Source organism: Streptomyces sp. NPDC052109 (assembly GCF_040680195.1).
Lineage (GTDB): Bacteria > Actinomycetota > Actinomycetes > Streptomycetales > Streptomycetaceae > Streptomyces.
Map to the genome: position 1 here is coordinate 115,639 of NZ_JBFAWF010000008.1, position 21,955 is coordinate 137,593.

A 21,955-nucleotide genomic window follows, 5' to 3' on the forward strand; every position below is an offset into this window, starting at 1 on the left:
GCCAAGTCTGCGCGCGTAGAGCCCGCTTGAGGGTTCTACACGCGTCAAATGCTTGAAAGGTACATGGCATGAAGGTCCGATGAACAGAGAACTGCCGCGACAACCGAAGTGGAGTGCCTCCGCTTACAGCGGGCAGATGGTGGACGGGAGGCAAGACCAAAGGGGTGGACATGGAGATCTCGGGCATCATCAGCGCCATTGTCATCGGGCTCGTCATCGGCGTCCTGGGACGCCTGGTCGTCCCAGGACGACAGCACGTCGGCATCCTGTGGACCATCGTCGTCGGCATCGTGGCCGCGCTGCTGGGCTCGGCCATCGCCGCCGGGTTCGGCGTCGCCGACACCAAGGGGCCCGACTGGATCGAGTGGTTCATCCAGATCGCCCTGGCCGCCGTGGGCATCGCGGCGCTGGACCGGGCGCGGGTGCGCCGCTGACCCGGGCTCACGTCCCGTAGAGGTAGGGGGTCGTGGTGCTCAGCGCGTGGAAGCCGAGGCCCTCGAGGATCGGGCGGCTCATCGGCGAGGCGTCGATCTGGAGGTAGCGGTAGCCGCAGGCGGCGGCGACGCGGGCGCGGTGGGCGACCAGGGCGCGGTAGACGCCCCGGCCCCGCCAGGCCTCGACGGTGCCGCCGCCCCAGAGCCCGGCGAACCCGGTGCCGGGCACCAGCTCCGTCCGGGCCGCACCGACGGGTTCGTCCCCGGCGAGCGCGACCACGGCGACGACCGTCCCCGGGTCGGCGGCGAGCCGGGCGAGCAGCCGGTGCCGCAGCCGGGTGCCGTCGGTGCCGAACGCCTTCTCGTGCACGTCCACGACCAGGTCGACGCCGGCCGGGTCGGTGGCCCGCACGAGACGGACGCCCGCGGGCGGTTCGGTGTGTGAGGCGAGCCGATCGGTCTCGGCGATCAGCAGCGTCTCGTCGGGCTCGGCCCGGAATCCGGCGGCGCGCAGCCGCGCCCCGAGGTCGTCCGGCCGGTCGTGGCCGTAGAGCTTCCATTCGAAGTCACGCCCGAGACCGGTGAAGTAGGCGATCTGCTCCTGGATCGCGCGGTCCGCGCCCGCCGGTTCCAGACCGGACCAGAGCACACCGTTCCAGCCCTGCGCGTCCGCGACCTGACGCACCACCGCGCCGGCCCGTTCGATCCGGGCACCGGGGCCGTCGGGACGCGCGTGTTCGCGCATCTCCCGGTCGTAGCGGGCCAGCATCGTCGTGTGATCCATGCCCGCCACTCGACCATGAGAGTTCGGCCCGGTCAACGGGATCAGCCTTCCCGGACCGCCGGCCGTACGGCGGCCAGGCAGGCGCTGAGCCGGGCTCGGTGGTGGGCCGTGCAGTCGACGCTGGACTGGATGTGCGCGATGTGCCCCTGGACGAGGGCGGCGGTCTCGGGCCACGCACTCGGCGGGCGGAGGGAGCCTGCCGGGGGCGGAGAAGCACGGCAGGCTGGCGCGGATCATCTCGGTGGTCGGTCCGGAGTCCGGCAGGCCGCGGATCCGCCGGCCTTCGGGTCCGTGCTCGTGGCCGCGGACGGCCGGGGACCGCAACCCGGTGGCCGGCGGCGATCACACCCGCCTTCCGGAGTTCGAGCCGGCCCGCCGGCCGGCCTCCCGCCCGGCACCGAAGAGCGTGCGGCGGCCACCGTCTGCACGTCCGGCGAGCACTGCCCGATGTGCGCGGCCGCGCACGCCTGGACGAGGCTCGGCCGCATCGTGTACGCCGCTTCGTCCGCCCAGTCGACGAAGTGGCCGGCCGAGTCGGGCGCGCCGGAGGCGCCGGTGCCGCCGCTGCCCGGCCACGAGGTCGCGCCCGGCGTCGCCGTCGAGGGCCCCGTGCCGGCGCCGGCGCCTGCGGTGCGGGAGCTGCACCGCCGCTTGCAGGGGCAACGCTCCCGAGAATCAGCCGAGTTCGAGCGTGGTGACGCCGAACACGCGGTGCCGGGCGTACTCGCGGACCGCCCCGGTGTACATGCGGGCGGTCTCGAACGAGGCCCGCAATCCGGCCCCTTCGGCGAGCGCGACCCCGGCCGCGTTCGGCTCGGGCACGTCGATGGCGACCTCGCGTCCGTCGGCGTCGGCCGTGAGCGCCGCGAACAGGGCGCGGGCGTCGTCGGCGGTGTCCGCGAAGAGCGGGCCGATGCGCAGGCTGTCGTGGCCGGGGCGCAGCACGCCGTATCCGGTGACGCGGGTGCCGTCGTGGCGGACGAAGGCGTGGTGGCCGGGGCCGGTGAGCCACTCGGCGAGGAAGCGCGGACGGTCGGCCGGGGAGCAGGCGCTGTCGTAGGCCGTGATCGCGGCGAGGTCGGCGGAACCGGCCGGACGGACGCCCGCGGGCTTCCCGGACCGCGAGGCGGTGCCGGTGAACCGGATGGTGCGGTGGGCGAGTTCGAAGCCGGACTGGCGGTAGTTGTCCTGCTGGGCGACCACGCCGTCCAGGCCGACGGTGCGTTCGCCGGCATGGGCGAGGGCGGTCTTCCACGTGGTGAGGCCGTGGCCGTGACCGCGCAGGTCGGCGCGGACGAGGTAGCAGCCCAGGAAGGCGTAGTCCGAGCCGTGGTTCACCACGGAGATGGCCGACACCGGCTCCCCGTCGATCCGGCCGAGGAAGAACCCGTCGGGATCCTGGGCGAAGAAGGCGGGCCCGTCGGACAGTCCGGGATTCCAGCCCTCCGCCGCCGCCCATCCGGCGATCACGGGCCAGTCGTCGAGGGTGGCCTGTGTGACGACGAGGTCGTGGGGGGCCGCAGAGGTCATAGGTGCGCTCCATTTCCGTCGGGACCGGACTGCCGTGCCGCATCCTTCCGGATCAACGGGGGCCGCGCCACGGCAGGATCAGCCGTCGCGCGCCGCGCGCCCCGGCCGTTCAGGGCACGCAGCAGCGGCAACAGCGAGGCGACGACGAACATCCCGAAGAGGGTGATGGGCAGCAGCCCTACCGGGCGCAGCAGGCCCGCCGGATCCGCTTTCACCCAGGGCCAGTTGACGTACCAGTTGGCGAGGGCGTCCAGCGGCGCCACGACACCCGCCAGCCGGGCGCCCCCGGACCCCGCCCGGAGCGCCAGGACGACGATCAGTGGGTCGAGGAGGACCAGGGCGAGGAAGAAGACCTGCAACGGAAGCGGGCCGAAGGCCGCATAGGCGTGGAGCCCGCCCCGCGCCAGGTCGAGGACGTGGGAGCAGGTTCCCTCCAGGAAACCGCCGGCGTAGACCACGAGGGTCCAGCGCGCCCGGCGTGGCAGCGCCCGCCATCGTCCCCGTATGCCGTCCGTCACCGGGTCAACGTACTGCATCCCGCCGCGCCGCCGGCTCGCACCCGCGCGAAGCCCCACCGGGCCGGCGTCCGGTGGGGCTGGGGAGGGGACGGGTCAGCGGGTGCGGCCCGGGCGGAACCGCCGGTAGAGGACCGAGCCCGTGAGGAGGAGCGCCGCGCTGCCGGCGACGGCCGGTGCGGTGACGTCCGTGCCGGTGTGGGCCAGCGTGGCCATCGGCGGCTGCGGGGCCGGCCGCGGGTGGGAGCGGTGCCTCGGGGCCGGCGGCTTCGGGGCCGGACTCTGGGGGTGGCGCGGGGTGCGGGGGTGGCGCGGGGTCTGCGGCTGGTCACCCGGGCCGTTGACCGACTGGTTGCCCAGGGCCGGGTTGAGCAGGCCGACCACGTTGACGCTGTTGCCGCTGACGTTCACCGGCAGGTCGACGGGGAGTTGGATGCCGTTGCCGGAGAGCACGCCGGGCGAGTCCTTCGCGCCGCCGTGTGCCGAGGCACCGCCGGACGCCGCGGACCCGGCCTTTCCGGCACCGCGGTTCGCGCACGCGTTGCCGGCGGCCGGGTTGAGCAGCCCGACCACGTTCACGGTGTTGCCGCACACGTTCACCGGCACGTGCACCGGGAGCTGGATGCCGTTGCCGGAGATCAGCCCCGGCGAGTCGGCCGCGGAGCCGTCGGCGGTGGCGCCGTCGGCCGCGAAGGCGGCGGACACCGGCAGCGCCACGGCCATCGCGCCGGTGGCGGCGACGACGGCGATCACACCGTTACGGGTAGCCCGTCTCATAGGTTCCCTGCCTTCCAGACTTCGTCGCGGGCACTCACCCGCCCCCCTTAAAACGCATGAGAACCATCCGAGTTATGGCTTATCGGCATTTCACTCGCACGAGTGACGCAGTTATCGAACTGCTCGTAAAGCCGAACAACGACCACGAAAAGGAGCGAAGCCTACGGCACCGGGTGCCACCCCGGCTCGCCGGGAGGCGGGCCGGCCGGGCCCCGCTTATGGTGAACCGAGGGCGCCGTCCCCGGTCCGCGACAGGCGTCCCGGGAGGCGATCGATGCAGGCCAAGCCGTCCACACGGCCCGCCGTGCGGCGCTGCGCGGCTACCGGAGCCCTCGCCCTGGCACTGCTCGGGGCGGGACTGCCCGCGGCCGCGGGCGACCGGCCGCAGCCCGACCTGTCCCACTTCTACCGGCAGAAGGTGACCTGGGCGGCCTGCAAGGGCCCCGACATGCCGAAGGACCTCCAGTGCGCGAAGGTCACCGTCCCGCTCGACTACGCCCGGCCCGGCGCGGGCACGCTCGACGTGGCGCTGGCCCGCTACCAGGCCACCGGCAAGAAGCAGGGCTCGGTACTGCTGAACTTCGGCGGCCCCGGTGGCGCCGGCATATCCGGACTGGCCACCGACAGCAAGGAGTTCATGGACCTGACCAACGGCTATGACGTGGTCACCTTCGATCCGCGCGGCGTCGGCCGGTCCTCCCCCGTCAGCTGCGGCGAGGGCGGCGCGGACGCCTCGGCCGCGACGGGCGGCGACGACGGCCTCGCGCACCCGCAGGCGCTGCTCGCGAACTTGCGGAAGGCCGCCGTCGAGTGCGCCCGGCACTCCGGCCCGGTGCTGGCCCACATAGGCACCGTGAACGCCTCCCGCGACCTGGACGTCATCCGCCAGGCGCTGGGCGACAAGAAGCTCAACTACCTCGGTTTCTCGTATGGAACGCGGCTCGGCGCGGTGTACGCGGCGCAGTTCCCGCACAAGGTCGGCCGGCTCGCCCTCGACGGGGTGGACACCCTGACCGAGCCCCTGACCGAGCAGGGGCTGGCCGGAGCCGAGGGCCAGCAGACCGCGCTGGACGACTTCCTGGACTGGTGTACGACGGACGTCGCCTGCCCGTTCGGTCAGGACCGGCGTGCGGCCGGGGACCAGGTGGTCCGGCTCGTGCACTCCCTGGACGGGAAACCGGTCCCGACGGACTTCGGCGGCTCGTTCTCCGGACAGGACCTGGTGGGCACCATCGGGCAGGGCCTCTACAGCAAGCAGCTGTGGCCCTCGCTGGAGCGCGCCCTCTCCTCGCTGGTCCAGGACGGCGACACGCGCGGCGTACTGGCCTTCGCCTCCGGGGGCTCCGGCCTGCCCCTCGGCGGAGACCGCGAGAACAGGCGTCTGGTCGACCCGCAGGACGTCCCGGTGGACAACCTCGACGCCGCGCTGATGGCGATCGACTGCGCCGACGACCCCGACCGGCCCGACGCGGCCCAGCTCACCAAAGAGCTCAGGGCCATGCAGGCCGAGTACGAGCAGGCCTCGCCGGTCTTCGGCCGCTACCGGCTCACCCAGCTGCTCATGTGCTACGGCCGCCCCAAGGGCACTGACTTCATCCGCGAGCGGGTGAAGAACGTCGACTCGGCGAAGATGCTGCTCGTGGGCACGCGCGGCGACCCGGCGACGCCGTACCGGTGGACGGTGGAGACGGCCGCACGGCTCGGCTCGTCGGCGGTGGTGCTCGACAACAAGGGCGATGGCCACACCGGCTACTCGTCCTCCTCGTGCGTGCACCAGAAGATCAACGACTTCCTGCTCTACGACACCCTGCCGCCGAACGGCAGCTCCTGCCCGGCGGACGGCGCTGACTGGAGCGCCACCACGAACACCACCTCCTGACGAGGGCTGGGGACGCAAGCGGGTGACAGCCGCGGATGCGGCGCAACCCTCCGCTCCGTCCGGCCGTCACACCGAGCAGGCGTGCTCCGGCCGCCGCAGCCCGTACGTGCCCACGACAGGGGGGACGCCCATGCGCATCCGCGCCGCCATCGCCGTACCCGCCGCCTCGGCCGCCACGGCGGTCCTGCTGCTGACCGCGCCGCAGAGTCGGGCCGCCGCGGCCCATGCCCAGCCCGTCCGCTGTGCCGAGAAGTCGCTGACGGTCCGGGCGAAGGCCGCGGCCGGCGAGCCCACCGTGCTGCGCGTCGGTGTCACCAACCAGGGCGCCCGCGCGTGCGTCGTCGACCGCGTGCCCACGGTGACCTTCGGGAACCTGGACGGCGCCGCGCTGCCGACACCGCACGGCGGCGCCGGAAGCCACCGGCTCGCCCCCGGCCGCACCGCCTACGCCGACGTCCGCACCATCGCCGACCCGGCGGACCCCGAGGCCCGCCGGGTGGGCGCTGTGACCGTGGCCGCCTCGGCCGCCCACCGGGGCCGCTCCTTCACCGCCGCGCAGCTCGGCACCGGGAGGCGGGTCCTGGTGTGGGAGCCGGTGACGACGTGGTGGCAGCCCACGCGAGCGGCCGCGGACCGGGCCGTCGGCCTCAGCTGAGGACCACCTCGGGGTCGTACACGTCCAGCCACCGCGCGAGGTCCAGGGTGCGCTCCAGGCCGCGCCGGGCCGCCTGGGTGCTGACCGGCGCCTCGCGTTCGGCGGCCTGCCGGAGCCGCTCGCGGTCGACGAGGTCGAAGACCCGGTGGGAGGGCCGCGAGAGCAGCTCCTTGGCCTGCTCCTGGAGGGCCCGGGCGTACCGCGGGTCCTGCGTGGACGGGTAGGGGCTCTTGACCCGCTCGTACACCGAGCGTGGCAGGACGTCCGCGGCCGCCTCCCGCAGCAGGCTCTTCTCCCGGCCGTCGAAGGACTTCAGCGCCCAGGGGGCGTTGTAGACGTACTCGACGAGCCGGTGGTCGCAGAACGGCACCCGGACCTCCAGGCCGACGGCCATGCTCATCCGGTCCTTGCGGTCGAGCAGGGCGCGTACGAAGCGGGTCAGGTGCAGGTGGCTCATCCGCCGCATCCGGTACTCGAAGTCGCTCTCGCCGTCCAGCCGCTCGATGCCGGCGACGGCGGTGCGGTACCCGTCGGCGACGTAGCCCTCCAGGTCCAGGGACTTGGTGAGGTCGGCGCGCAGCACCTCGGCGTCGTCGCCCATGAGCCGGCCCATGCTGACCAGCCACGGAAAGGTGTCGGCGCGGCGCGCCTGCTCGTCGAAGAACTGCAGGTAGCCGCCGAAGACCTCGTCGGCGGACTCGCCGGACAGGGCCACCGTCGACTTCTCGCGGATGGCGCGGAAGAGCAGCAGCAGAGAGGCGTCCATGTCGCCGAAGCCGGCCGGCAGGTCGCGGGCACGGATCACCTGCTCGCGCACGGCGGGATCGGCGAGGGACTGCGCGTCGAGGACGATGTCCTGGTGATCGGTGCCGGCGAGCTTGGCCACGTCGTGCACGAACGGCGTGTCGGGGGTGCCGCGCAGTTCGTCCGCGACGAAGTTGTCGGCCTGGCCGACGAAGTCGACGGCGAAGCTGCGCACCTGCTCGCCCTGCTCGGCGAGTTGCCGCGCCGCGATGGCGGTCATCGCGGAGGAGTCGAGGCCACCGGAGAGCAGGGTGCAGCGGGGCACGTCGGCGACCAGCTGCCGGCGCACGATGTCGTCGAGGAGCGAGCGCACGGTGGCGATGGTGGTGTCGCGGTCGTCGGTGTGCGGACGGGTCTCGAGGCGCCAGTAGACGCGCGTGGACAGGCCGGAGCGGTCGACGGTGACGACCGTGCCGGGCTCGACCTCTCGCATGCCGTCCCAGATGCCGTGTCCGGGTGTCTTGATCATGACGAGCAGCTCCCGCAGCCCGTCCAGCGCGACCCGGCGGCGGGCCAGCGGATTGGCGAGGATCGCCTTGGGCTCGGAACCGAACAGGACGCCGTCGGAGGTGGGGTGGTAGTAGAACGGCTTGATGCCCATGCGGTCGCGGATCATCACGAGCTTGTCGTGACGGCCGTCCCACACGGCGAACGCGTACATCCCGTTGAGCCGTTCGGCGACCGCGTCACCCCATTCGAGGTAGCCGTGCAGCACGACCTCGGTGTCGGAGTCGGTGGTGAACCGGTGACCGCGGCCCTCCAGTTCACGGCGCAGTTCGGTGAAGTTGTACGCCTCCCCGGAGTACACCATCGCCAGGGTTCCCTCGGGGGTGTCGAGGGACATCGGCTGACGGCCGCCGGGAAGGTCGATGATCGCGAGCCGGCGGTGGCCCAAGGCGGCCGGGCCCTCGCTCCAGGTGCCGCGGTCGTCCGGGCCGCGACAGGCCATCGTCTCGGTCATCGCATGCAGTGTGGGGGCCTCCGTGGCCAGGTCACGGTCGAAGGAGACCCATCCGGTGATGCCGCACATGCGCTGCCTCCTGCCTCCGGCTCGCCGCCGCATCCCGCGCTCACCTGGGCGTTCCCGGGTGAACCAGGGACCGGGCGGCAAACCAGTTGTATCGAGCACCTATACGACGAGCCTCCGTCGGTTGCCTCAGGCAGTCAACTCGGGGGTAACACGGACGACCCACAGCCCTCATGGTTTCAGCCGTGTTTTGCTCGCGCGAAATCCCGCGAAACCCGTGCCGCCGGACCCATGCCGCCACGAACAGGCCACAGGCAAAAACTTGTCCAAGCTGCGCGTGTGTCAGGGCTTCTCGCTCACGAACCGGTCCAGTACGGCGGTCAGCTCGGCCGGCTTCTCCAGCGGCAGCTCATGGCCCGCGTCGAGGATGCGGACGACCGCGTCCGGATAGGCCTTGGCCATCCGGAGCATCTGCCGCACGGGCAGCTGCACGTCGTGGTAGCCGTGCACCATCAGGGTGGGCGTGCGGATCTCGGCGGCCCGGTCGAGGACGTCGAAGGCGCGCATCGCCCCGTACAGCGTCATCACGACCTCGCGCGGCGTCGCGGCGGAGGCGCGGATGTGCGCGCGGATCTCCTCGCGCGGATGACCGGGCGCGAAGGCGCGCTGGATGTTCGCGGCCACGAACAGGCGATACGGCACCAGGGTGGAGGCGGCCATGAGCAGGCCCCGGCCACGGCTGTACGTCATCCGCCCGATGGAGCCCACCAGCACCATGCGCTCCACCCGCTCGGGGTGGGCCAGCGCGATGGTCTGCGCGATCATCCCGCCCATCGAGTGGCCGACCGGCACGAACCGTTCGACGTCCAGGTGGTCGAGCAGGGCCAGGACGTCCTGCGCCAGCTCCGCGATGGTGCGCACCCCGGCCCCGGTGCTCTCCCCGTGGCCGCGCAGGTCCAGCCGGATCACCCGGCGTCTTTCGGAGAAGTGCGCGATCTGGTGGTCCCATCGGTGCCGGTCGGCGGTCCAGCCGTGGACGAACACCAGGGGCACCTCCCGTGCGTCACGGGGACCCTCGTCGTCGTACGTCAGGGCCGCTCCGTCGACTTCGAGCTGTGGCATTGAGGCCTCCTGGGGTGCGCCGCGGTCCGGTTACTGGCCGGTACGGTAGCCGCCCGCAGGGCACCGCGTCACCGTTGTCGGGCACGGGATTCCGTGACCCCTTCCGGCGCGGATCACCCCGAATGCCGGACCCGTCGCGAGGACCTATCGTGCTGTCATGGAGCACGCACTGAGTCCCGCGACCCTCGCCGAACTGCGGCGACCGCGTCCGTATCCGGCGGTGTCCGTGCTGACCCCCACGCACCGCCGCGAACCCCAGAACGGGCAGGATCCCGTCCGGCTGCGCAATGTGGTCACCGAGGCGCGCAGGCGCCTGGAGTCCGATCCCGCCGTCACCCGCGAGCGGCGCAACGACGTCGTGGCGCAGCTCGACCGGGCATTGGCGGAGGTGGATCTGGCGCATGCCGAGGACGGCCTGGTGATCTTCGCCGCCCCGGGCGAGCACCAGGTGTGGTCCCTGGCCCGTCCCGTCCCCGAGCGGGTGGTGCTCTCGGACACCTTCCTCACCCGCAACCTGGTCGCCGCACAGGCCGCCGAGCGCCCGTTCTGGGTGCTGTCCGTCTCCGCTGACCGCGTCACCCTGTGGAGCGGCGGCGAGGATCGTGTGGTGGAGGACCGCTCGGGCGGCTTCCCGCTCGAGCGCAGGCAGGAGAACTTCGACCCCGAGCGCCAGATGCGCACGGGTGGCCTGCCGAGCACCTTCAGCGACGAGGGCACCCGGCAGTTCCTGCGCGAGGCGGACACCGCCATGAGCACGGTCCTGCGCGAGCAGCCACGGCCGCTCTACGTCACCGGCGAGCAGGCGGCGCTGTCCCTGCTGGACGAGGTCGGCAGCGCCGCCAAGGTGGCCGTCCACGTCCCGCACGGCGGCCTCGCGCACGCCGGTCCCGACGCGGTGTGGCAGGCGCTGCGGCCGGTGCTGGAGGCCGAGGCCCGCAAAGGCACCACGGCCGTGGTCCGGGAGCTGACCTCGGCACGCGGTCACCGCACCTTCGCCGCCGGTCTCGACGAGCTGTGGCAGAGCGCCCGGGAAGGCCGGGTGCGGCTGCTCGCCGTGGAGGAGAACTACCGCGCGACCGTCAGTGACCTCGGTGAACACCTGGTGCCGGCCGAGCGCGGCGATCTGGACGCCCGCGAGGACATCGTGGACGAGATCGTCGAGCAGTGCCTGGAGACCGGCGCCGAGGTCCGCTTCGTGCCCGACGGCACACTGGGCGACGCCAACGGGATGGCGGGCGTACTGAGGTACTGAGGCCCGGGCGGTCCCCCGCGCTCCCCGGCGCCCCGAAGCAGCGCTCCCTGCGCGGCGTACGCTACGGCGTGATCGTCGGGGTTAGGGAGCGCACGCATGGGTGACCTGCTGGGAGTGGCGGTACTGGGAGCCGGACACATGGGAGCCGACCACATACGTCGTCTCGACCAAGTGGTCAGCGGAGCCAGGGTCGCGGCGGTGGCCGACCCCGATGTCGAGCGGGCCGGGGATGCGGTGGCCGGCCTCGAGGGAGTGACCGTGCACGCCGACCCGGCGGCCGCGCTCGACGCGCCCGGGGTCGGGGCCGTGCTGATCGCCTCCCCCGGCCCCGCCCACGAGGAGGCCCTGCTCGCCTCGTTCGCCCGCGGGCTGCCGGTGCTGTGCGAGAAGCCCATGGTGCCGGACTCCAGCGGTGCGCTGCGGGTCGTGGAGGCCGAGGCACGGCTGGGCCGCCGGCTGGCGCAGATCGGGTTCATGCGCCGCTACGACGCCGAGTACCGGCGGCTGAAGGCGCTGCTGGACGGCGGCGGTCTGGGCCGGCCCCTGATGCTGCACTGCACCCACCGGAATGTCTCCTCCCCCGGCCACTTCACCAGCGCCATGCTGATCAACAGCTCCGTCTCGCACGAAATCGACGCGGCCCGCTGGCTGCTCGGGCAGGAGCTGACGGCGGTGACCGTGCTGCGTCCCGCGCCGTCCGCGGAGGCCCCCGAGGGCCTGCTCGATCCGCAGTTCGTGCTGTTCGAGACCGCAGGCGGCGCTCTGGTCGACGTCGAGGTCTTCGTGAACTGCGGTTTCGGCTACCAGGTGCGCTGCGAGGCCGTGTGCGAGAAGGGCAGCGCGCGGATCGGCGACGCGCACACCATGGTGGTCACGACGGCGGACGGCGCCCGCGAGGAGGTGGCGCAGGACTATCTCGTCCGCTTCGCCGACGCCTACGACCGCGAGGTGCAGGCCTGGGTCGACGCCACCCGGCGGGGCGAGGTCACCGGCCCGAGCGCCTGGGACGGATACGCGGCATCCGCCGTCGCCGAGGCGGGGGTCCGGGCGCTGGAGACCGGCGGCCGTACTGCCGTCCACCTGGCCCCGCGCCCGGACCTGTACGCCGAGGTCAGCCGCTGACGCTCGTGGCACCCGTCTCCAGGTGTCCGGTGAAGCGTCGCGACCAGGTCGCGTCGGAGTCGACGGTCACCGTGAAGTCGTACCAGCCGTTCTGATAGGCGACCGCGTTGAAGTAGTCCTCCGTCGAGGCACCGGCGGCGACGGTGTAGGTCCAGGGCCCGTCGCCGCGGTAGTGGTTGGAGGTGATGGTGAACTTCACCGACGACGAGCCGGAGTTGGCCATCTTGAAGTAGACGGCCAGTCTGCCCGTGCCCGGTTCGACCGCGTACCGGGTGCTCACCTCGGCCGTCTTGCCCGCCCTGGTCGCGTCGCCCTGGAAGCGACGCAGGAAGCGGTTCGGACCGACCATGGTCAGGTCGTACTTGCCGCCGCCGAAGCCGGTGCCGATGTTGAAGTAGTCCGAGGCGGTGCCGCCCGCGTCGACCGTGTACTGGTAGGGCGTGGTGTCTCGGTAGGCGTTCGGATGGATGGAGAAGTGGGCCGCCCGGGACGCCGGCGCGCCCTGGTTGGTCATGGTGAACCAGGCCAGGATCTTGCCGGCCGCGCCGAACTCCAGGTGGTCCAGGTAGCCGCCCGGCTGGTACGGCAGCGCGCGGGCCGGGCGGGTGCCGGGCTCCTGGGCGGGCAGGGCGTTGTCGGTCGGCACCGGGTTGGGCAGCGGGCCGCAGGTGCTGAGGCCGATGACGCTGGTGGCGGGCAGGGAGACCGGGCCGTGGACCGGGTTGGCGAAGTCGAAGACCCCGGTGAGGTCACCGCTGACCTTGCGGCGCCAGTCGCTGATGTTGGCGCACTTGGCCGGCTTGCCCAGGGCCGCCGTCCAGGTCTCCAGGAAGCGGAGCACCGAGGTGTGCTCGAAGACCTCCGAGGAGACCCAGCCGCCGCGCGTCCAGGGCGAGATGACGAGCAGGGGGACGCGGAAGCCGAAGCCGTACGGCACACCGTTGAGGAACTCGCCGGCCGTTCCGGCGGGCGGCGCGGGCGGGGGCACGTGGTCGAAGAAGCCGTCGTTCTCGTCGTAGTTGAGGAACAGGACGGTCGAGTCGAAGACGTCCTGGTCGGCGGCAAGGGCCTGGTAGACGAGGTTCACGAAGTGGGCGCCGTCGCCGGGCGGGGCGTAGGGGTGCTCGGAGAAGGCCTGGTTGGGGACGACCCAGGAGACCTGCGGCAGCGTGCCCGCCAGCACGTCGGCCTTGATGGCGGCGGCGATGTCGTCGGGGGTCGAGCCGGTCGCCTTGGGCACCGAGGACATGCCCCGGTCGTACAGCGGGTCGCCCGCCTTGGCGTTCGCGAAGTTCCTGAAGTAGGCGCAGCCGTTGTCGCCGTAGTTGTCGGCGGCGTTCTGGTAGACCTTCCAGCTCACGCCCGCGGCCTGCAGCGCCTCGGCGTAGTTCTGCCAGGTCAGGCCGGACTCGTCGCCGCCGTCGTAGCTGGAGGAGTCGACCTTGCCGCTCCACAGATAGGTGCGGTTGGGGCCGGTGGCGCTGAGTGTGGAGCAGAAGTAGGCGTCGCAGATGGTGTAGTTGTCGGCGAGCGCGTAGTGGAAGGGGATGTCGGAGCGGTCGAGGTAGCCGAGCGAGCGGACGTTGCCGACGCCCGCGACCCAGTTGTCCATGCGGCCCTTGTTCCAGGCGGAGTGCTGCGAGGACCAGGAGTGGGGCAGGTCGCCGTCGCACTGCGCCAGGGTCTCGCCGTCCTTGCCGCCCGCGGACGGGGTCGCGCTGAGCTTCCACGGGTACTGGCGGCCCGTGCCGTTCGGCTGGTTGAAGACCGGGTAGCCGCCGCTGAGGGTGATGCCGCTGCGGTCGTCGAAGCCGCGCACGCCCTTCAGCCGGCCGAAGTAGTGGTCGAAGCTTCGGTTCTCCTGCATGAGGATCACCACGTGTTCGACGTCCTGGATCGTGCCCGTCGCCGCGGTCGCTGCCGCTGCCGTGCGGGTGCCGGCGCCGCCCAGAGCGACACCCGCCGCCACGGATGCGCCGAGCCCCACGAAGCCTCTTCGGCTGATCGGTGTCATTCGCCCCGTCCTCGTCGTCGTCGGTGCCCCTGCGGCACACCGCGCGCCAGCGTGCCCGCGGTGATCGTCAGGGTCCATACCGATGCGGTGAGGCGAAGGTGAACAGGAGTCAAAGTCGGCAGGGCCCCCGTCACACCCCGCCGAACAGGGCGCTCAGTCCCTGTTCCACCACCCCGCCCACGTCCTCCTGTCCCGCCGCCACCACCGCGTAGGTGCGCAGCAGGAAGCGGCGCAGCGCCGACGCGGGGAACTGCAGCAGGGCGAGTCCGTGCGGGGAGTGGAACTCCAGGACCGTGCGGGTGCGGCCGTACGGCCATATCTGCACGTCCCCGTGGCCGGCCGGAGCGCGCAGCCCCTGGTCGAGCAGGGACCGCGCGAAGACCCAGGTGACCTCCTCGCCGTCGAGGGCGGCCTCGGCGGGGAAGTCGACGAAGACGGCCAGGGGGTCCCCCGTGGTGTAGCGCAGCGTGGCCGGCACGGGGAGCTCCTGGTCCTCGGCGGTGATGAGCCGCGCCTGGGCGGACTGTTCGACAGTGATGGCATCCATGCCCTAATGGACTCCGCGGGGCGGCCTCACATGCCGCCAAATCCGGTCAGAATTCGGCAGGTACAAGACGACCGCGGTATATGGGAACACTGGAGTGACGAACATATGAGTGAGCACCGGGCAGACGCGACCCGCTTGCAGCAACTCCCGTAGCGTCGCTACGACTTGGACTGCCGAGCGGGTACGTCATTCGTGCGTCGGGATCACTCCGGGAAGACTCTGGCATATGCCGGAAGCACCACCGTATCGTGTGTTGCCAAATCCCTTACGGGGCGTCGCGGGCTGTGCGACAGTCGTAACGGTCCCCCGCCCCTCCCTGGCCGTATCGTCCCCCAACGGAGTGCGTCATGCCGTCCCCAGTCTCCGCGGACCGACCAGCCGCCCAGCCCCCCGGACGCGGCTCGGTCGAGGCGTTGATCACGCAGGCGAGGCGGCTCAGGGGCGACGTGGATGCCGTGCGGCGGGACACCCGGAACGACGGTTCGGACCCGGAGGAACGCTGGCAGCGGGCCCTGTACGACCTCGCGCTGCACCAACTGGAGGATCTGGACGCCCACTTGGCCCAGCTCCGGGACGGCCCGGACGACGCGCCGGCCGAGCCCGCCGGGGCGCCCGCCGCCCGTCCGGTACCGGACGCCGGCCCGGGCGGGTCGCTGCTCAGCCGCGTCGGCAGCGCCGACTGGAACCTGCTGACCGACGAGGCGACCTGGTCCGGGGAGCTGTACCAGATCCTCGGGCTCGATTCGGCCTCCCCGGCCCTCACCCTGGACGAACTGCCCTCGGTGGTCTTCGAGGACGACCGGCCGGGACTCACCGCGATGGTGACGGACTGCCTGGTCGACGGCAAGCCCATCGACGGGGAGTTCCGTGTCGTACGGCCCGACGGCTCGGTACGGGCGGTGCACATGATGGGCGAACCGGTGCTCGGCGCCGACGGCGGCACGGCCTCGATGTGGGCCGTGCTGCGGGACGTCAGCGAACTGCGCCGCTGCCGGCGCACCGTGCGCGAGACCCGTGACTCGCTGCAGCACCATCGCCGGCAGGAGCAGACCGAACACCGGATCGCGGCCGAGCTGCAGGAAGCCGTGCTACCGCCCTGGCGCGGCTCCCTGCGGCTCCCGCACCAGGGACCGCGGACCCTCGACCTCTCCGCCCGCCGCCTCACCGCGGCGACCACCGCAGCGCTCGGCGGCGACTGGTACGACGTGCTGGAACTGTCCGACGGCGAGACCCTGCTCAGCGTCGGTGATCTCACCGGGCACGGGGTGGCCGTCGCCTCCGGCATGGCGATGCTGCTCGGCGCCGTACGCGGCATGGCCGTGGCCGGGACCCGGCCGGGCGAACTCCTCGGCATGCTCAACCAGTTGCTGGACGCCACCGTTGAGCCCGCCCTCGGCAGCGCCGTCTGCTGCCGCTACCGGCCCGAGACCCACACACTCGTCTGGGCGCAGGCAGGACACCCCGCCCCGCTGCTGTACCGCGACGGGACGGGGCGCATGCTGAAGGCACCCGACGGCGTCCTGCTCGGCGCCACCTCCGGAGCCGTCTACGGACAGGCCGTCGAGACCCTGCGACCGGGCGACCTCCTGCTGCTGTACACCGACGGGCTGGTGCCGGGGCACAGCCCGACCGCGGCCGTGGACCGCCTGCTCGACCTCGCCCCACGGTTCGGCGCGACACGCACCGCTCAGGACTGCGTGCGCACGGTGGCCGAGGAGTTCGGCGGAGCCGGACGCGAGGACGACGCCTGTGTGCTCGTCGCCAGGGTCACCGCATGAGGTGACGTCACCGATGCGGTCCGGCGCACAGGCCCGGTGCCTGTGCGCTCAGGCCTGTGCGCTGCCCGTGCCCTTGGTCCTCGGCTTGGGCAGGGCGAGCCGGATCTGCTCCCGCAGTTCGTGGATCTTCGGATAGCCGGCGTACTCCGCGGTCAGCCGGTACATCTGGCGCAGCCGGTCCCAGGTGCGACGCGAGGAGTTCGAACCCATCGACATCAGGGCCAGCCGTGCGTAGCGGTCGGCCTGTTCGGGGTCGTCGGCGATGAAGCAGGCCGACGCCATGGACAGATGGTCGAAGATCTTCGACCGCTCTCGCCCGTCGATCCGCAGGGCCAGGGCCTTCTCCGCGTAGTGCTGGGCGTGCGCGGCCGCGCTCGGGTCGAACTCGGCCAGCGTGCGGTAGGCGAGGGCCTGCATGCCGTACAGGTCCTCGTCCTTGAAGGTCTGCATCCAGTCCGGCGGTTCGGCGTCCTGCCGGTCGGAGACGAAGAGGTCCTCCGCCTGCCCCAGAGTGCGGCGCATCGCCTGGCCCTTGCCCATCGACGCCTGCGCCCAGGCCTCGATGGTGTGGAACATCGCCTTCGTGCGCGACTGCAGGCGGTCGCCGGCGCCGGACTGGGCGAGCTTCATCAGGTCCAGGGCGTCGTCCGGCCGGCCGAGGTGCACCATCTGCCGGGCCGCCCGCGACAGGGCCTCGCCGGCGCGCGGCCGGTCTCCGCCCTCTCTCGCGGCATGGGCGGCGATGACGAAGTACTTCTGCGCCGTGGGCTCCAGGCCGACGTCGTGCGACATCCAGCCCGCGAGGACGGCGAGGTTGGCGGCGACGCCCCACAGGCGCCGCTGGAGATGGGGAGGATGGTGGTAGGCGAGCATGCCGCCCACCTCGTTGAGCTGGCCCACGACCGCCTTGCGCTGGAGCCCGCCGCCGCGGGCCGCGTCCCAGGCGCGGAACACCTCGACCGAGCGCTCCAGTTCCTCGATCTCCTGCGACCCGATGGGGGCGGCCTCATAACGGTCGAACCCAGCGGGGTCGGCGTGCAGGGGGTCGTCGAGGACGGGGGCGTCGGCCTTCAGTGTCGGGTCGGTGTGCAACCAGTCGTACATGGCGCTGCTGAGTGTGGATCCCGCGGCGAGCGCGGCACCCGCGCCCACCAAGCCGCGTCGGTTGAGCATGAGGTCCATTCCCGTGAATTCGGTGAGGACCGCGGCGGTCCGTTCGGGCGCCCACGGCACACCGTCGGGATGTTCTTCGATCCCGTCGCCCTGCCGCTTTCCCGTACGCCCGTGCCGCACCAGACCGAGGTCCTCGATGGTCACGACACGGCCGAGACGCTCGGTGAACAGAGCCGCCAGCACCCGCGGTACGGGATCGCGCGGGATCTCTCCCGTGTCGATCCACCGCCGAACCCGGGAGGTGTCGGTCGACAACTGGGGGTGGCCCATGGCCGCCGCCTGCTTGTTGACCAGCCTCGCGAGTTCCCCTTTGGACCAGCCGGCCAGGCCGAACAGGTCCGCAAGGCGGGTGTTGGGTTGTCCGCTCACGTCAAGCCCCCAGGTTCTCGGCTGAGTTGACAGTAGCCCGGTGGAGGTTGCCGGGCGACTATTCGCCAGGGTTCGCCAGGGTGCGCCAGATGGTGTGCCACTGGGCATCGGGTGTCGAGTAGGAACGCGCCACCCCGACCCGGTCGCCGCTCGCCTCTTGTGGAGCCTGCGGGTGCATTCCCCAGGGTGCACCCCTGCGGCCGGGCCGGGCAGGCGCACGCTCGCGGTACATGCGATCGGAGTACGGGCTCCCCGGAGCACCGGCCCCGCGCATGTGCGCCGAGCAGGCAACACAGGCAGGCACCGCAGGCACACGAAGGGATCTGTATCTCCCATGTACGCAGCATCGTCCTCCGTGTCCGCCCCGCCCCGGCCGCTGCGTCCCCGCCCCGCGGGTGGCGGGCCGTACCTCGACCCGGTGGCGCGTCCGGGTGGACCCGTCCCGGTCGCGGGCCGGCCCCGGCGCGTCCCGGGCCAGCCCGGCAGCCAACCGCTCAGCGGAAGACTCGACCTGTCCGGCCCCCAGGGCGCGCAGCTGCGCACCGCGATCGCCTCGGTGCACCGGATCTGTCCGGAGTTCGCTCCGGTGCAGGTGCTGCGGCGCAGCGGACGGTCCGTCCTCCTCGTCGGGACGACAGGGCGCAGCACGGCCGTGGCCAAGTGTCTGTTGGACCACTCGCCCGCCTGGGCCGAGCGGTTCCGTCATGAAATAGCCGCATACCGCTCGTTCGTCCGGCACCGGCCCCCGGTCCGTGCGCCGAGGCTGATCGCGGCGGATCCGGACAACTGCACGCTGGTGATCGAGCGGATGCCGGGCCGCGTGGCGGCACTGCAACGGCATCCGGCGGAGGCGCCGCCGCGCGCGGACATCCGGGCCGCGCTGGGCGCGATCTGCCGGGTCAACGCGTGGCGGCCGCCCGCGGGCATCTTCGACAGGCCGCTGGACTACGGCGCCCGGATCTCCCGGTACCACGAGCTGGGTCTGCTCACCGACCGGGACCTCGGCGACCTCCAGAAGCTGCTGCTCGGCATCGCCCACGAGGTGGGCCGCCAGGGGATGCTGCAGTTCTGCCACGGCGACGCCCTGCTGTCGAACATCCTTCTGTCACCGGCCGGTCCAGTGCTGGTGGACTGGGAGCACGCGGGCTGGTATCTGCCGGGGTACGACCTGGCGACGCTGTGGCTGGTCCTCGGGGACGCGCCGGGCGCCCGGCGCCAGATCAGCCAGATCGCCCAGGCGGCGGGCCCAGCCTCCCGGGACGCCTTCCTGGTGAACCTGATGCTGGTGCTGACCCGGGAGATCCGTACCTACGAAACGGCCGTGCAGCGTTCGATGCACGAAGTGGCCCCGGCGGCACCGGGCATGGCCCACCCGGGTGCTGCGCCGTCCGGCGAGGAACAGCGGCTGCTGCTCAGGCGGCTGCACGACGACTGCCAGATGGCCCGCAAGGCCGTCCGAGCGGCGGTCGGCACTCGCTGACGGGGACGACGGCTCCGCGGTGCGCCAGAGCGGCGGCGCACCGCGGACCTTCGTACGTCCGGGCCGGCTGTGACCAGTGGTGTACGCCAGTGACGCCCCGCAGGCCCGCGCACCACCACGGCGAAACTCGCCGCATACCTCCGTGACGTGGGAAATCGCCTTCAGCAAGGCATCATTGACGGATCGTCGGCAAGCCGGTACCACTGACCCAGCTCGCGCCCGCACGCCCCGCCACGCCCGCCCGTCACAGGAGGCCGCATTGCGAGGTTCCGCCACCGATCCCACGTCCACCCCCGGCCACAGACAACTGCGACGGGCCGCCGGCCCCCTGGCCTCGGCGGCCCTGCTGCTGCCGCTGCTCGGCGCGGCCCCCGCCCACGGCGCCGCGGACTCCTCCGCGGGCCGGCTGCAGCGCGCCTTCGCCACCGCCGCGGCCGAGTACCACGTGCCGCAGAGCGTCCTCCTGGCCGTCTCCTACCTCCAGTCCCGCTGGGACTGGCACGCCGGCGCGCCCAGCGTGTCCGGCGGCTACGGCCCGATGCACCTCACGGACGCACGGACCGCGATCGCCACCACGGAGCACCTCGCCGAGGGTGCCGAGGACGCCCGTGGCGACAGCGCCCGCGCCGCCGTGCACCCCGACATCAAGGTGCCGGCCGAGTCCACGCTCCCGGCCCGCCTGAAGACCCTTCCGAAGGCGGCGGAACTGACCGGCCTGACCGCCGAGCGGCTGCGCACCGACCCGGCGGCGAACGTGGCCGGCGGCGCCGCCCTGCTCGCCGACGCCCAGAAGCGGCTGGGCGAGCCGCTGAGCGCCGACCCGGCCGACTGGTACGGCGCGGTGGCCCGCTTCTCCGGCGCCGACGACTCGGCGACCGCGGCGGCGTACGCGAACGACGTGTACGACGTCCTGCGCACCGGAGAGGAGCGCACCACGGACGACGGCCAGCTGGTCGCACTCACGGCCGAGCCGGGGCTGACCGCCGACACCGCCCAGCTGGACCGGGCCGGCCTGCACACGCTGCCCACGGACGACGTCGAGTGCCCGAGGTCGGTGTCCTGCGAGGCGGTCTGGGCGCCGTACGCGCAGTTCGGGAACGACGACTACGGCAACCACGACCTGGGCGACCGACCGGTGTCGCAGAGCATCAAGTACATCGTCATCCATGACACGGAGGGCGCCTGGGACGGTGTGCTGAACCTGATCCAGGACCCCACCTATGTGTCGTGGAACTACACCATCCGCTCCACGGACGGTCTGATCGCCCAGCACGTCAAGGCGAAGGACGTGGCGTGGCACGCGGGCAACTGGGACATCAACGCCCGGTCCGTCGGCATCGAGCACGAGGGCTTCCTCGCTGCTCCGGACGCCTGGTACACGGAGGCGATGTACCGCTCCTCGGCCCGGCTGGTGAAGTACCTGAGCCGGAAGTACGACATCCCGCTGGACCGGCAGCACATCCTGGGTCACGACAACGTGCCCGGTCCGACCGCGTCCACGATCCCCGGTATGCACACGGACCCGGGCCCGTACTGGGACTGGCGGCACTACTTCCAGTTGCTGGGCCACCCCTTCGAGCGCACCGCGGGCAAGCACGCGGGACTGGTCACGATCCTGCCGGACTACGCCTCGAACCAGCCGGCCTACACGGGCTGCACCACCGGCGGCGAGCCGTGCACGGCGCACGGCTCCGGCGAGGTGCGGCTGTACTCGGACCACGACGTGAACGCGCCGCTGATCAAGGACATCGGGCTGAAGAAGGACCCGACCATCGACGTGAACGACCTGTCCTCCCGGGCCTCCACCGGTCAGCAGTACGCGGTGGCGGACCACTGGGGCGACTGGACCGCGATCTGGTACCTGGGCCAGAAGGCCTGGTTCGAGAATCCGCGCAAGGCGCCGACGGCGGTGCCCGCCAAGGGGCTGGTGATCACCCCGAAGGACGGCCTGGCGAGCATCCCGGTGTACGGCAGGGCCTACCCGGAGAAGGAGGCCTATCCGGCGGGAGTCCCCGTGCAGTCGGTCGTCCCGCTGCCGTACACGATCCCGGCGGGACAGAAGTACGTGGTCGGTGACGAGGTACCGGGCGAGTACTACTACTCGGTCACCTTCACCACCGACTCGCACCGGGTCGTGGTGGGCAAGGACCTGTACTACGAGATCCAGTACGGCCACCGGGTCGGCTTCGTCCGCGCCGCGGACGTGACCCTCGAGGGCGCGGCCCGCTAACCGCGCTAGGCGGCCTAGCCCTGCTGGAAAAGCTCCGCCGGGAGCGGCTTCAGCAGGGCGTACAGGTCGTCGGTGATGGGGCGGTCCCAGGCGGCGATGGTGACGAGGACGCCGTCGCTGCGGTCGAACTGCACGCAGGAGATCCGGGACTCGGACAGCTTCAGCCGCCGCACGATGAGGAGGTTGTCGCCCTGCAGGACCGGGGTGTCCTCGACGCCCACGACGGTGACGTCCTCGTCGTTCTCCAGCGCGAGCAGCAGCTGGCCCACCTCGAAGGGGATCTCGCCCTCGGCGACCTCGCGGGCCGGGGAGCCCTCGGGGAGGTTGCCGATGATCATGGCGGGGCCGCGGCCGCCGAAGAGGTCGTAGCGCAGGAAGACACCCTGGCAGGTGCCGTCGGGGGCGGGCAGCAGGCCCGCGCCGAGGTTGCCCGGCCAGTCGCCCGGGTCCATGGCCAGCACGTCGAAGTCGGGTCCCGCAGGGGTGGCGCTGCGGCGGCGGAGGAACGACATGCGGCCATGGT

At 72.2% G+C, this 21,955-nt stretch carries 18 protein-coding genes and 1 pseudogene; 9 read left to right on the top strand and 10 right to left on the bottom strand.

The genetic code is table 11. The features are described from left to right. Positions 1-170: 170 nt before the first annotated feature. Positions 171-434: a GlsB/YeaQ/YmgE family stress response membrane protein gene (locus AB0L59_RS18735; RefSeq protein ID WP_365584642.1), complete on the top strand. Its 264-nt coding sequence runs from the start codon at positions 171-173 to the stop codon at positions 432-434. Positions 435-441: 7 nt separating this feature from the next. Here AB0L59_RS18735 and AB0L59_RS18740 read toward each other — a convergent pair whose 3' ends face one another. Then, positions 442-1,218, bottom strand: coding sequence for a GNAT family N-acetyltransferase (locus AB0L59_RS18740; protein ID WP_365584644.1), 777 nt, complete (start codon positions 1,216-1,218; stop codon positions 442-444). A gap of 261 nt (positions 1,219-1,479) precedes the next feature. Here AB0L59_RS18740 and AB0L59_RS18745 point away from each other — a divergent pair. Continuing rightward, positions 1,480-1,869 (top strand): annotated as a pseudogene (locus tag AB0L59_RS18745) (nucleoside deaminase); the annotation flags it as partial. A 24-nt stretch (positions 1,870-1,893) separates the two neighbouring features. On the opposite strand, the gene AB0L59_RS18750 reads toward AB0L59_RS18745, so the two are convergent. The 3 genes from AB0L59_RS18750 to AB0L59_RS18760 form a co-directional block, all read right to left on the bottom strand. Continuing rightward, positions 1,894-2,748, bottom strand: a complete 855-nt coding sequence (locus tag AB0L59_RS18750) for a GNAT family N-acetyltransferase (RefSeq protein ID WP_365584645.1) — start codon at positions 2,746-2,748, stop codon at positions 1,894-1,896. Next, positions 2,745-3,266, bottom strand: coding sequence for a hypothetical protein (locus tag AB0L59_RS18755; protein ID WP_365584647.1), 522 nt, complete (start codon positions 3,264-3,266; stop codon positions 2,745-2,747). Before AB0L59_RS18755 ends, AB0L59_RS18750 begins: the two co-directional genes overlap by 4 nt. A gap of 93 nt (positions 3,267-3,359) precedes the next feature. Further along, positions 3,360-4,040: a chaplin family protein gene (locus tag AB0L59_RS18760; protein WP_365584650.1), complete on the bottom strand. Its 681-nt coding sequence runs from the start codon at positions 4,038-4,040 to the stop codon at positions 3,360-3,362. Positions 4,041-4,314: 274 nt separating this feature from the next. On the opposite strand from AB0L59_RS18760, the gene AB0L59_RS18765 reads away from it, so the two are divergent. Continuing rightward, the gene (locus AB0L59_RS18765; RefSeq protein WP_365584652.1) at positions 4,315-5,919 is read left to right on the top strand and encodes an alpha/beta hydrolase; all 1,605 of its coding nucleotides are present in this window, start codon (positions 4,315-4,317) and stop codon (positions 5,917-5,919) included. A gap of 130 nt (positions 5,920-6,049) precedes the next feature. Continuing rightward, positions 6,050-6,574, top strand: a complete 525-nt coding sequence (locus AB0L59_RS18770) for a DUF4232 domain-containing protein (RefSeq protein WP_365584654.1) — start codon at positions 6,050-6,052, stop codon at positions 6,572-6,574. On the opposite strand, the gene asnB is transcribed toward AB0L59_RS18770, so the two are convergent. Beyond that, positions 6,567-8,408, bottom strand: a complete 1,842-nt coding sequence (gene asnB / locus AB0L59_RS18775; RefSeq protein ID WP_365584657.1) for an asparagine synthase (glutamine-hydrolyzing) — start codon at positions 8,406-8,408, stop codon at positions 6,567-6,569. The two genes, AB0L59_RS18770 and asnB, sit on opposite strands and share 8 nt — an antisense overlap. Before the next feature lie 279 nt (positions 8,409-8,687). Continuing rightward, on the bottom strand, positions 8,688-9,467 hold the full coding sequence (locus AB0L59_RS18780; protein ID WP_365584659.1) for an alpha/beta fold hydrolase: 780 nt from the start codon (positions 9,465-9,467) through the stop codon (positions 8,688-8,690). A gap of 157 nt (positions 9,468-9,624) precedes the next feature. Between AB0L59_RS18780 and AB0L59_RS18785 the strand changes: the two genes are divergently transcribed. Both AB0L59_RS18785 and AB0L59_RS18790 read left to right on the top strand, forming a co-directional pair. After that, positions 9,625-10,719: a chemotaxis protein gene (locus AB0L59_RS18785; RefSeq protein ID WP_365584662.1), complete on the top strand. Its 1,095-nt coding sequence runs from the start codon at positions 9,625-9,627 to the stop codon at positions 10,717-10,719. 96 nt (positions 10,720-10,815) lie between these two features. Further along, positions 10,816-11,841 carry a Gfo/Idh/MocA family oxidoreductase gene (locus AB0L59_RS18790; RefSeq protein WP_365584664.1) on the top strand — a complete coding sequence of 342 codons (1,026 nt, stop codon included), beginning with the start codon at positions 10,816-10,818 and terminating at the stop codon, positions 11,839-11,841. Here the strand turns inward: AB0L59_RS18790 and AB0L59_RS18795 are convergent. Beyond that, positions 11,831-13,855: a phosphocholine-specific phospholipase C gene (locus AB0L59_RS18795; protein ID WP_365584666.1), complete on the bottom strand. Its 2,025-nt coding sequence runs from the start codon at positions 13,853-13,855 to the stop codon at positions 11,831-11,833. The genes AB0L59_RS18790 and AB0L59_RS18795 overlap by 11 nt on opposite strands. 130 nt (positions 13,856-13,985) lie before the next feature. Continuing rightward, positions 13,986-14,402: an SsgA family sporulation/cell division regulator gene (locus AB0L59_RS18800; RefSeq protein WP_365584669.1), complete on the bottom strand. Its 417-nt coding sequence runs from the start codon at positions 14,400-14,402 to the stop codon at positions 13,986-13,988. 347 nt (positions 14,403-14,749) lie between these two features. On the opposite strand from AB0L59_RS18800, the gene AB0L59_RS18805 reads away from it, so the two are divergent. Beyond that, the gene (locus AB0L59_RS18805; protein WP_365584671.1) at positions 14,750-16,180 is read left to right on the top strand and encodes a SpoIIE family protein phosphatase; all 1,431 of its coding nucleotides are present in this window, start codon (positions 14,750-14,752) and stop codon (positions 16,178-16,180) included. 48 nt (positions 16,181-16,228) lie between these two features. Here the strand turns inward: AB0L59_RS18805 and AB0L59_RS18810 are convergent, their stop codons facing one another. Further along, positions 16,229-17,722: a hypothetical protein gene (locus AB0L59_RS18810; protein WP_365584674.1), complete on the bottom strand. Its 1,494-nt coding sequence runs from the start codon at positions 17,720-17,722 to the stop codon at positions 16,229-16,231. A gap of 334 nt (positions 17,723-18,056) precedes the next feature. Between AB0L59_RS18810 and AB0L59_RS18815 the strand changes: the two genes are divergently transcribed. Further along, positions 18,057-19,202: an aminoglycoside phosphotransferase family protein gene (locus AB0L59_RS18815; RefSeq protein ID WP_365584677.1), complete on the top strand. Its 1,146-nt coding sequence runs from the start codon at positions 18,057-18,059 to the stop codon at positions 19,200-19,202. A 259-nt stretch (positions 19,203-19,461) separates the two neighbouring features. Beyond that, entirely contained in the window at positions 19,462-21,432 is a 1,971-nt protein-coding gene (locus AB0L59_RS18820; RefSeq protein WP_365584679.1) for a peptidoglycan recognition family protein, read from the top strand. Positions 21,433-21,446: 14 nt separating this feature from the next. Here AB0L59_RS18820 and AB0L59_RS18825 read toward each other — a convergent pair whose 3' ends face one another. After that, complete coding sequence (locus AB0L59_RS18825; RefSeq protein WP_351249089.1) at positions 21,447-21,944, bottom strand: hypothetical protein; 498 nt, start codon at positions 21,942-21,944, stop codon at positions 21,447-21,449. Positions 21,945-21,955 lie beyond the last annotated feature (11 nt).

Excerpts from the sequence above, each read along its gene's own strand:
- AB0L59_RS18765 (WP_365584652.1), top strand. The coding sequence starts at position 4,315 with ATGCAGGCCAAGCCGTCCACACGGCCCGCCGTGCGGCGCTGCGCGGCT.
- AB0L59_RS18735 (WP_365584642.1), top strand. The coding sequence starts at position 171 with ATGGAGATCTCGGGCATCATCAGCGCCATTGTCATCGGGCTCGTCATC.
- AB0L59_RS18785 (WP_365584662.1), top strand. The coding sequence starts at position 9,625 with ATGGAGCACGCACTGAGTCCCGCGACCCTCGCCGAACTGCGGCGACCG.
- asnB (WP_365584657.1), bottom strand. The coding sequence starts at position 8,408 with ATGTGCGGCATCACCGGATGGGTCTCCTTCGACCGTGACCTGGCCACG.
- AB0L59_RS18790 (WP_365584664.1), top strand. The coding sequence starts at position 10,816 with ATGGGTGACCTGCTGGGAGTGGCGGTACTGGGAGCCGGACACATGGGA.
- AB0L59_RS18740 (WP_365584644.1), bottom strand. The coding sequence starts at position 1,218 with ATGGATCACACGACGATGCTGGCCCGCTACGACCGGGAGATGCGCGAA.
- AB0L59_RS18805 (WP_365584671.1), top strand. The coding sequence starts at position 14,750 with ATGCCGTCCCCAGTCTCCGCGGACCGACCAGCCGCCCAGCCCCCCGGA.
- AB0L59_RS18780 (WP_365584659.1), bottom strand. The coding sequence starts at position 9,467 with ATGCCACAGCTCGAAGTCGACGGAGCGGCCCTGACGTACGACGACGAG.
- AB0L59_RS18800 (WP_365584669.1), bottom strand. The coding sequence starts at position 14,402 with ATGGATGCCATCACTGTCGAACAGTCCGCCCAGGCGCGGCTCATCACC.
- AB0L59_RS18760 (WP_365584650.1), bottom strand. The coding sequence starts at position 4,040 with ATGAGACGGGCTACCCGTAACGGTGTGATCGCCGTCGTCGCCGCCACC.
- AB0L59_RS18750 (WP_365584645.1), bottom strand. The coding sequence starts at position 2,748 with ATGACCTCTGCGGCCCCCCACGACCTCGTCGTCACACAGGCCACCCTC.
- AB0L59_RS18770 (WP_365584654.1), top strand. The coding sequence starts at position 6,050 with ATGCGCATCCGCGCCGCCATCGCCGTACCCGCCGCCTCGGCCGCCACG.
- AB0L59_RS18795 (WP_365584666.1), bottom strand. The coding sequence starts at position 13,855 with ATGACACCGATCAGCCGAAGAGGCTTCGTGGGGCTCGGCGCATCCGTG.
- AB0L59_RS18825 (WP_351249089.1), bottom strand. The coding sequence starts at position 21,944 with ATGTCGTTCCTCCGCCGCCGCAGCGCCACCCCTGCGGGACCCGACTTC.
- AB0L59_RS18815 (WP_365584677.1), top strand. The coding sequence starts at position 18,057 with ATGTACGCAGCATCGTCCTCCGTGTCCGCCCCGCCCCGGCCGCTGCGT.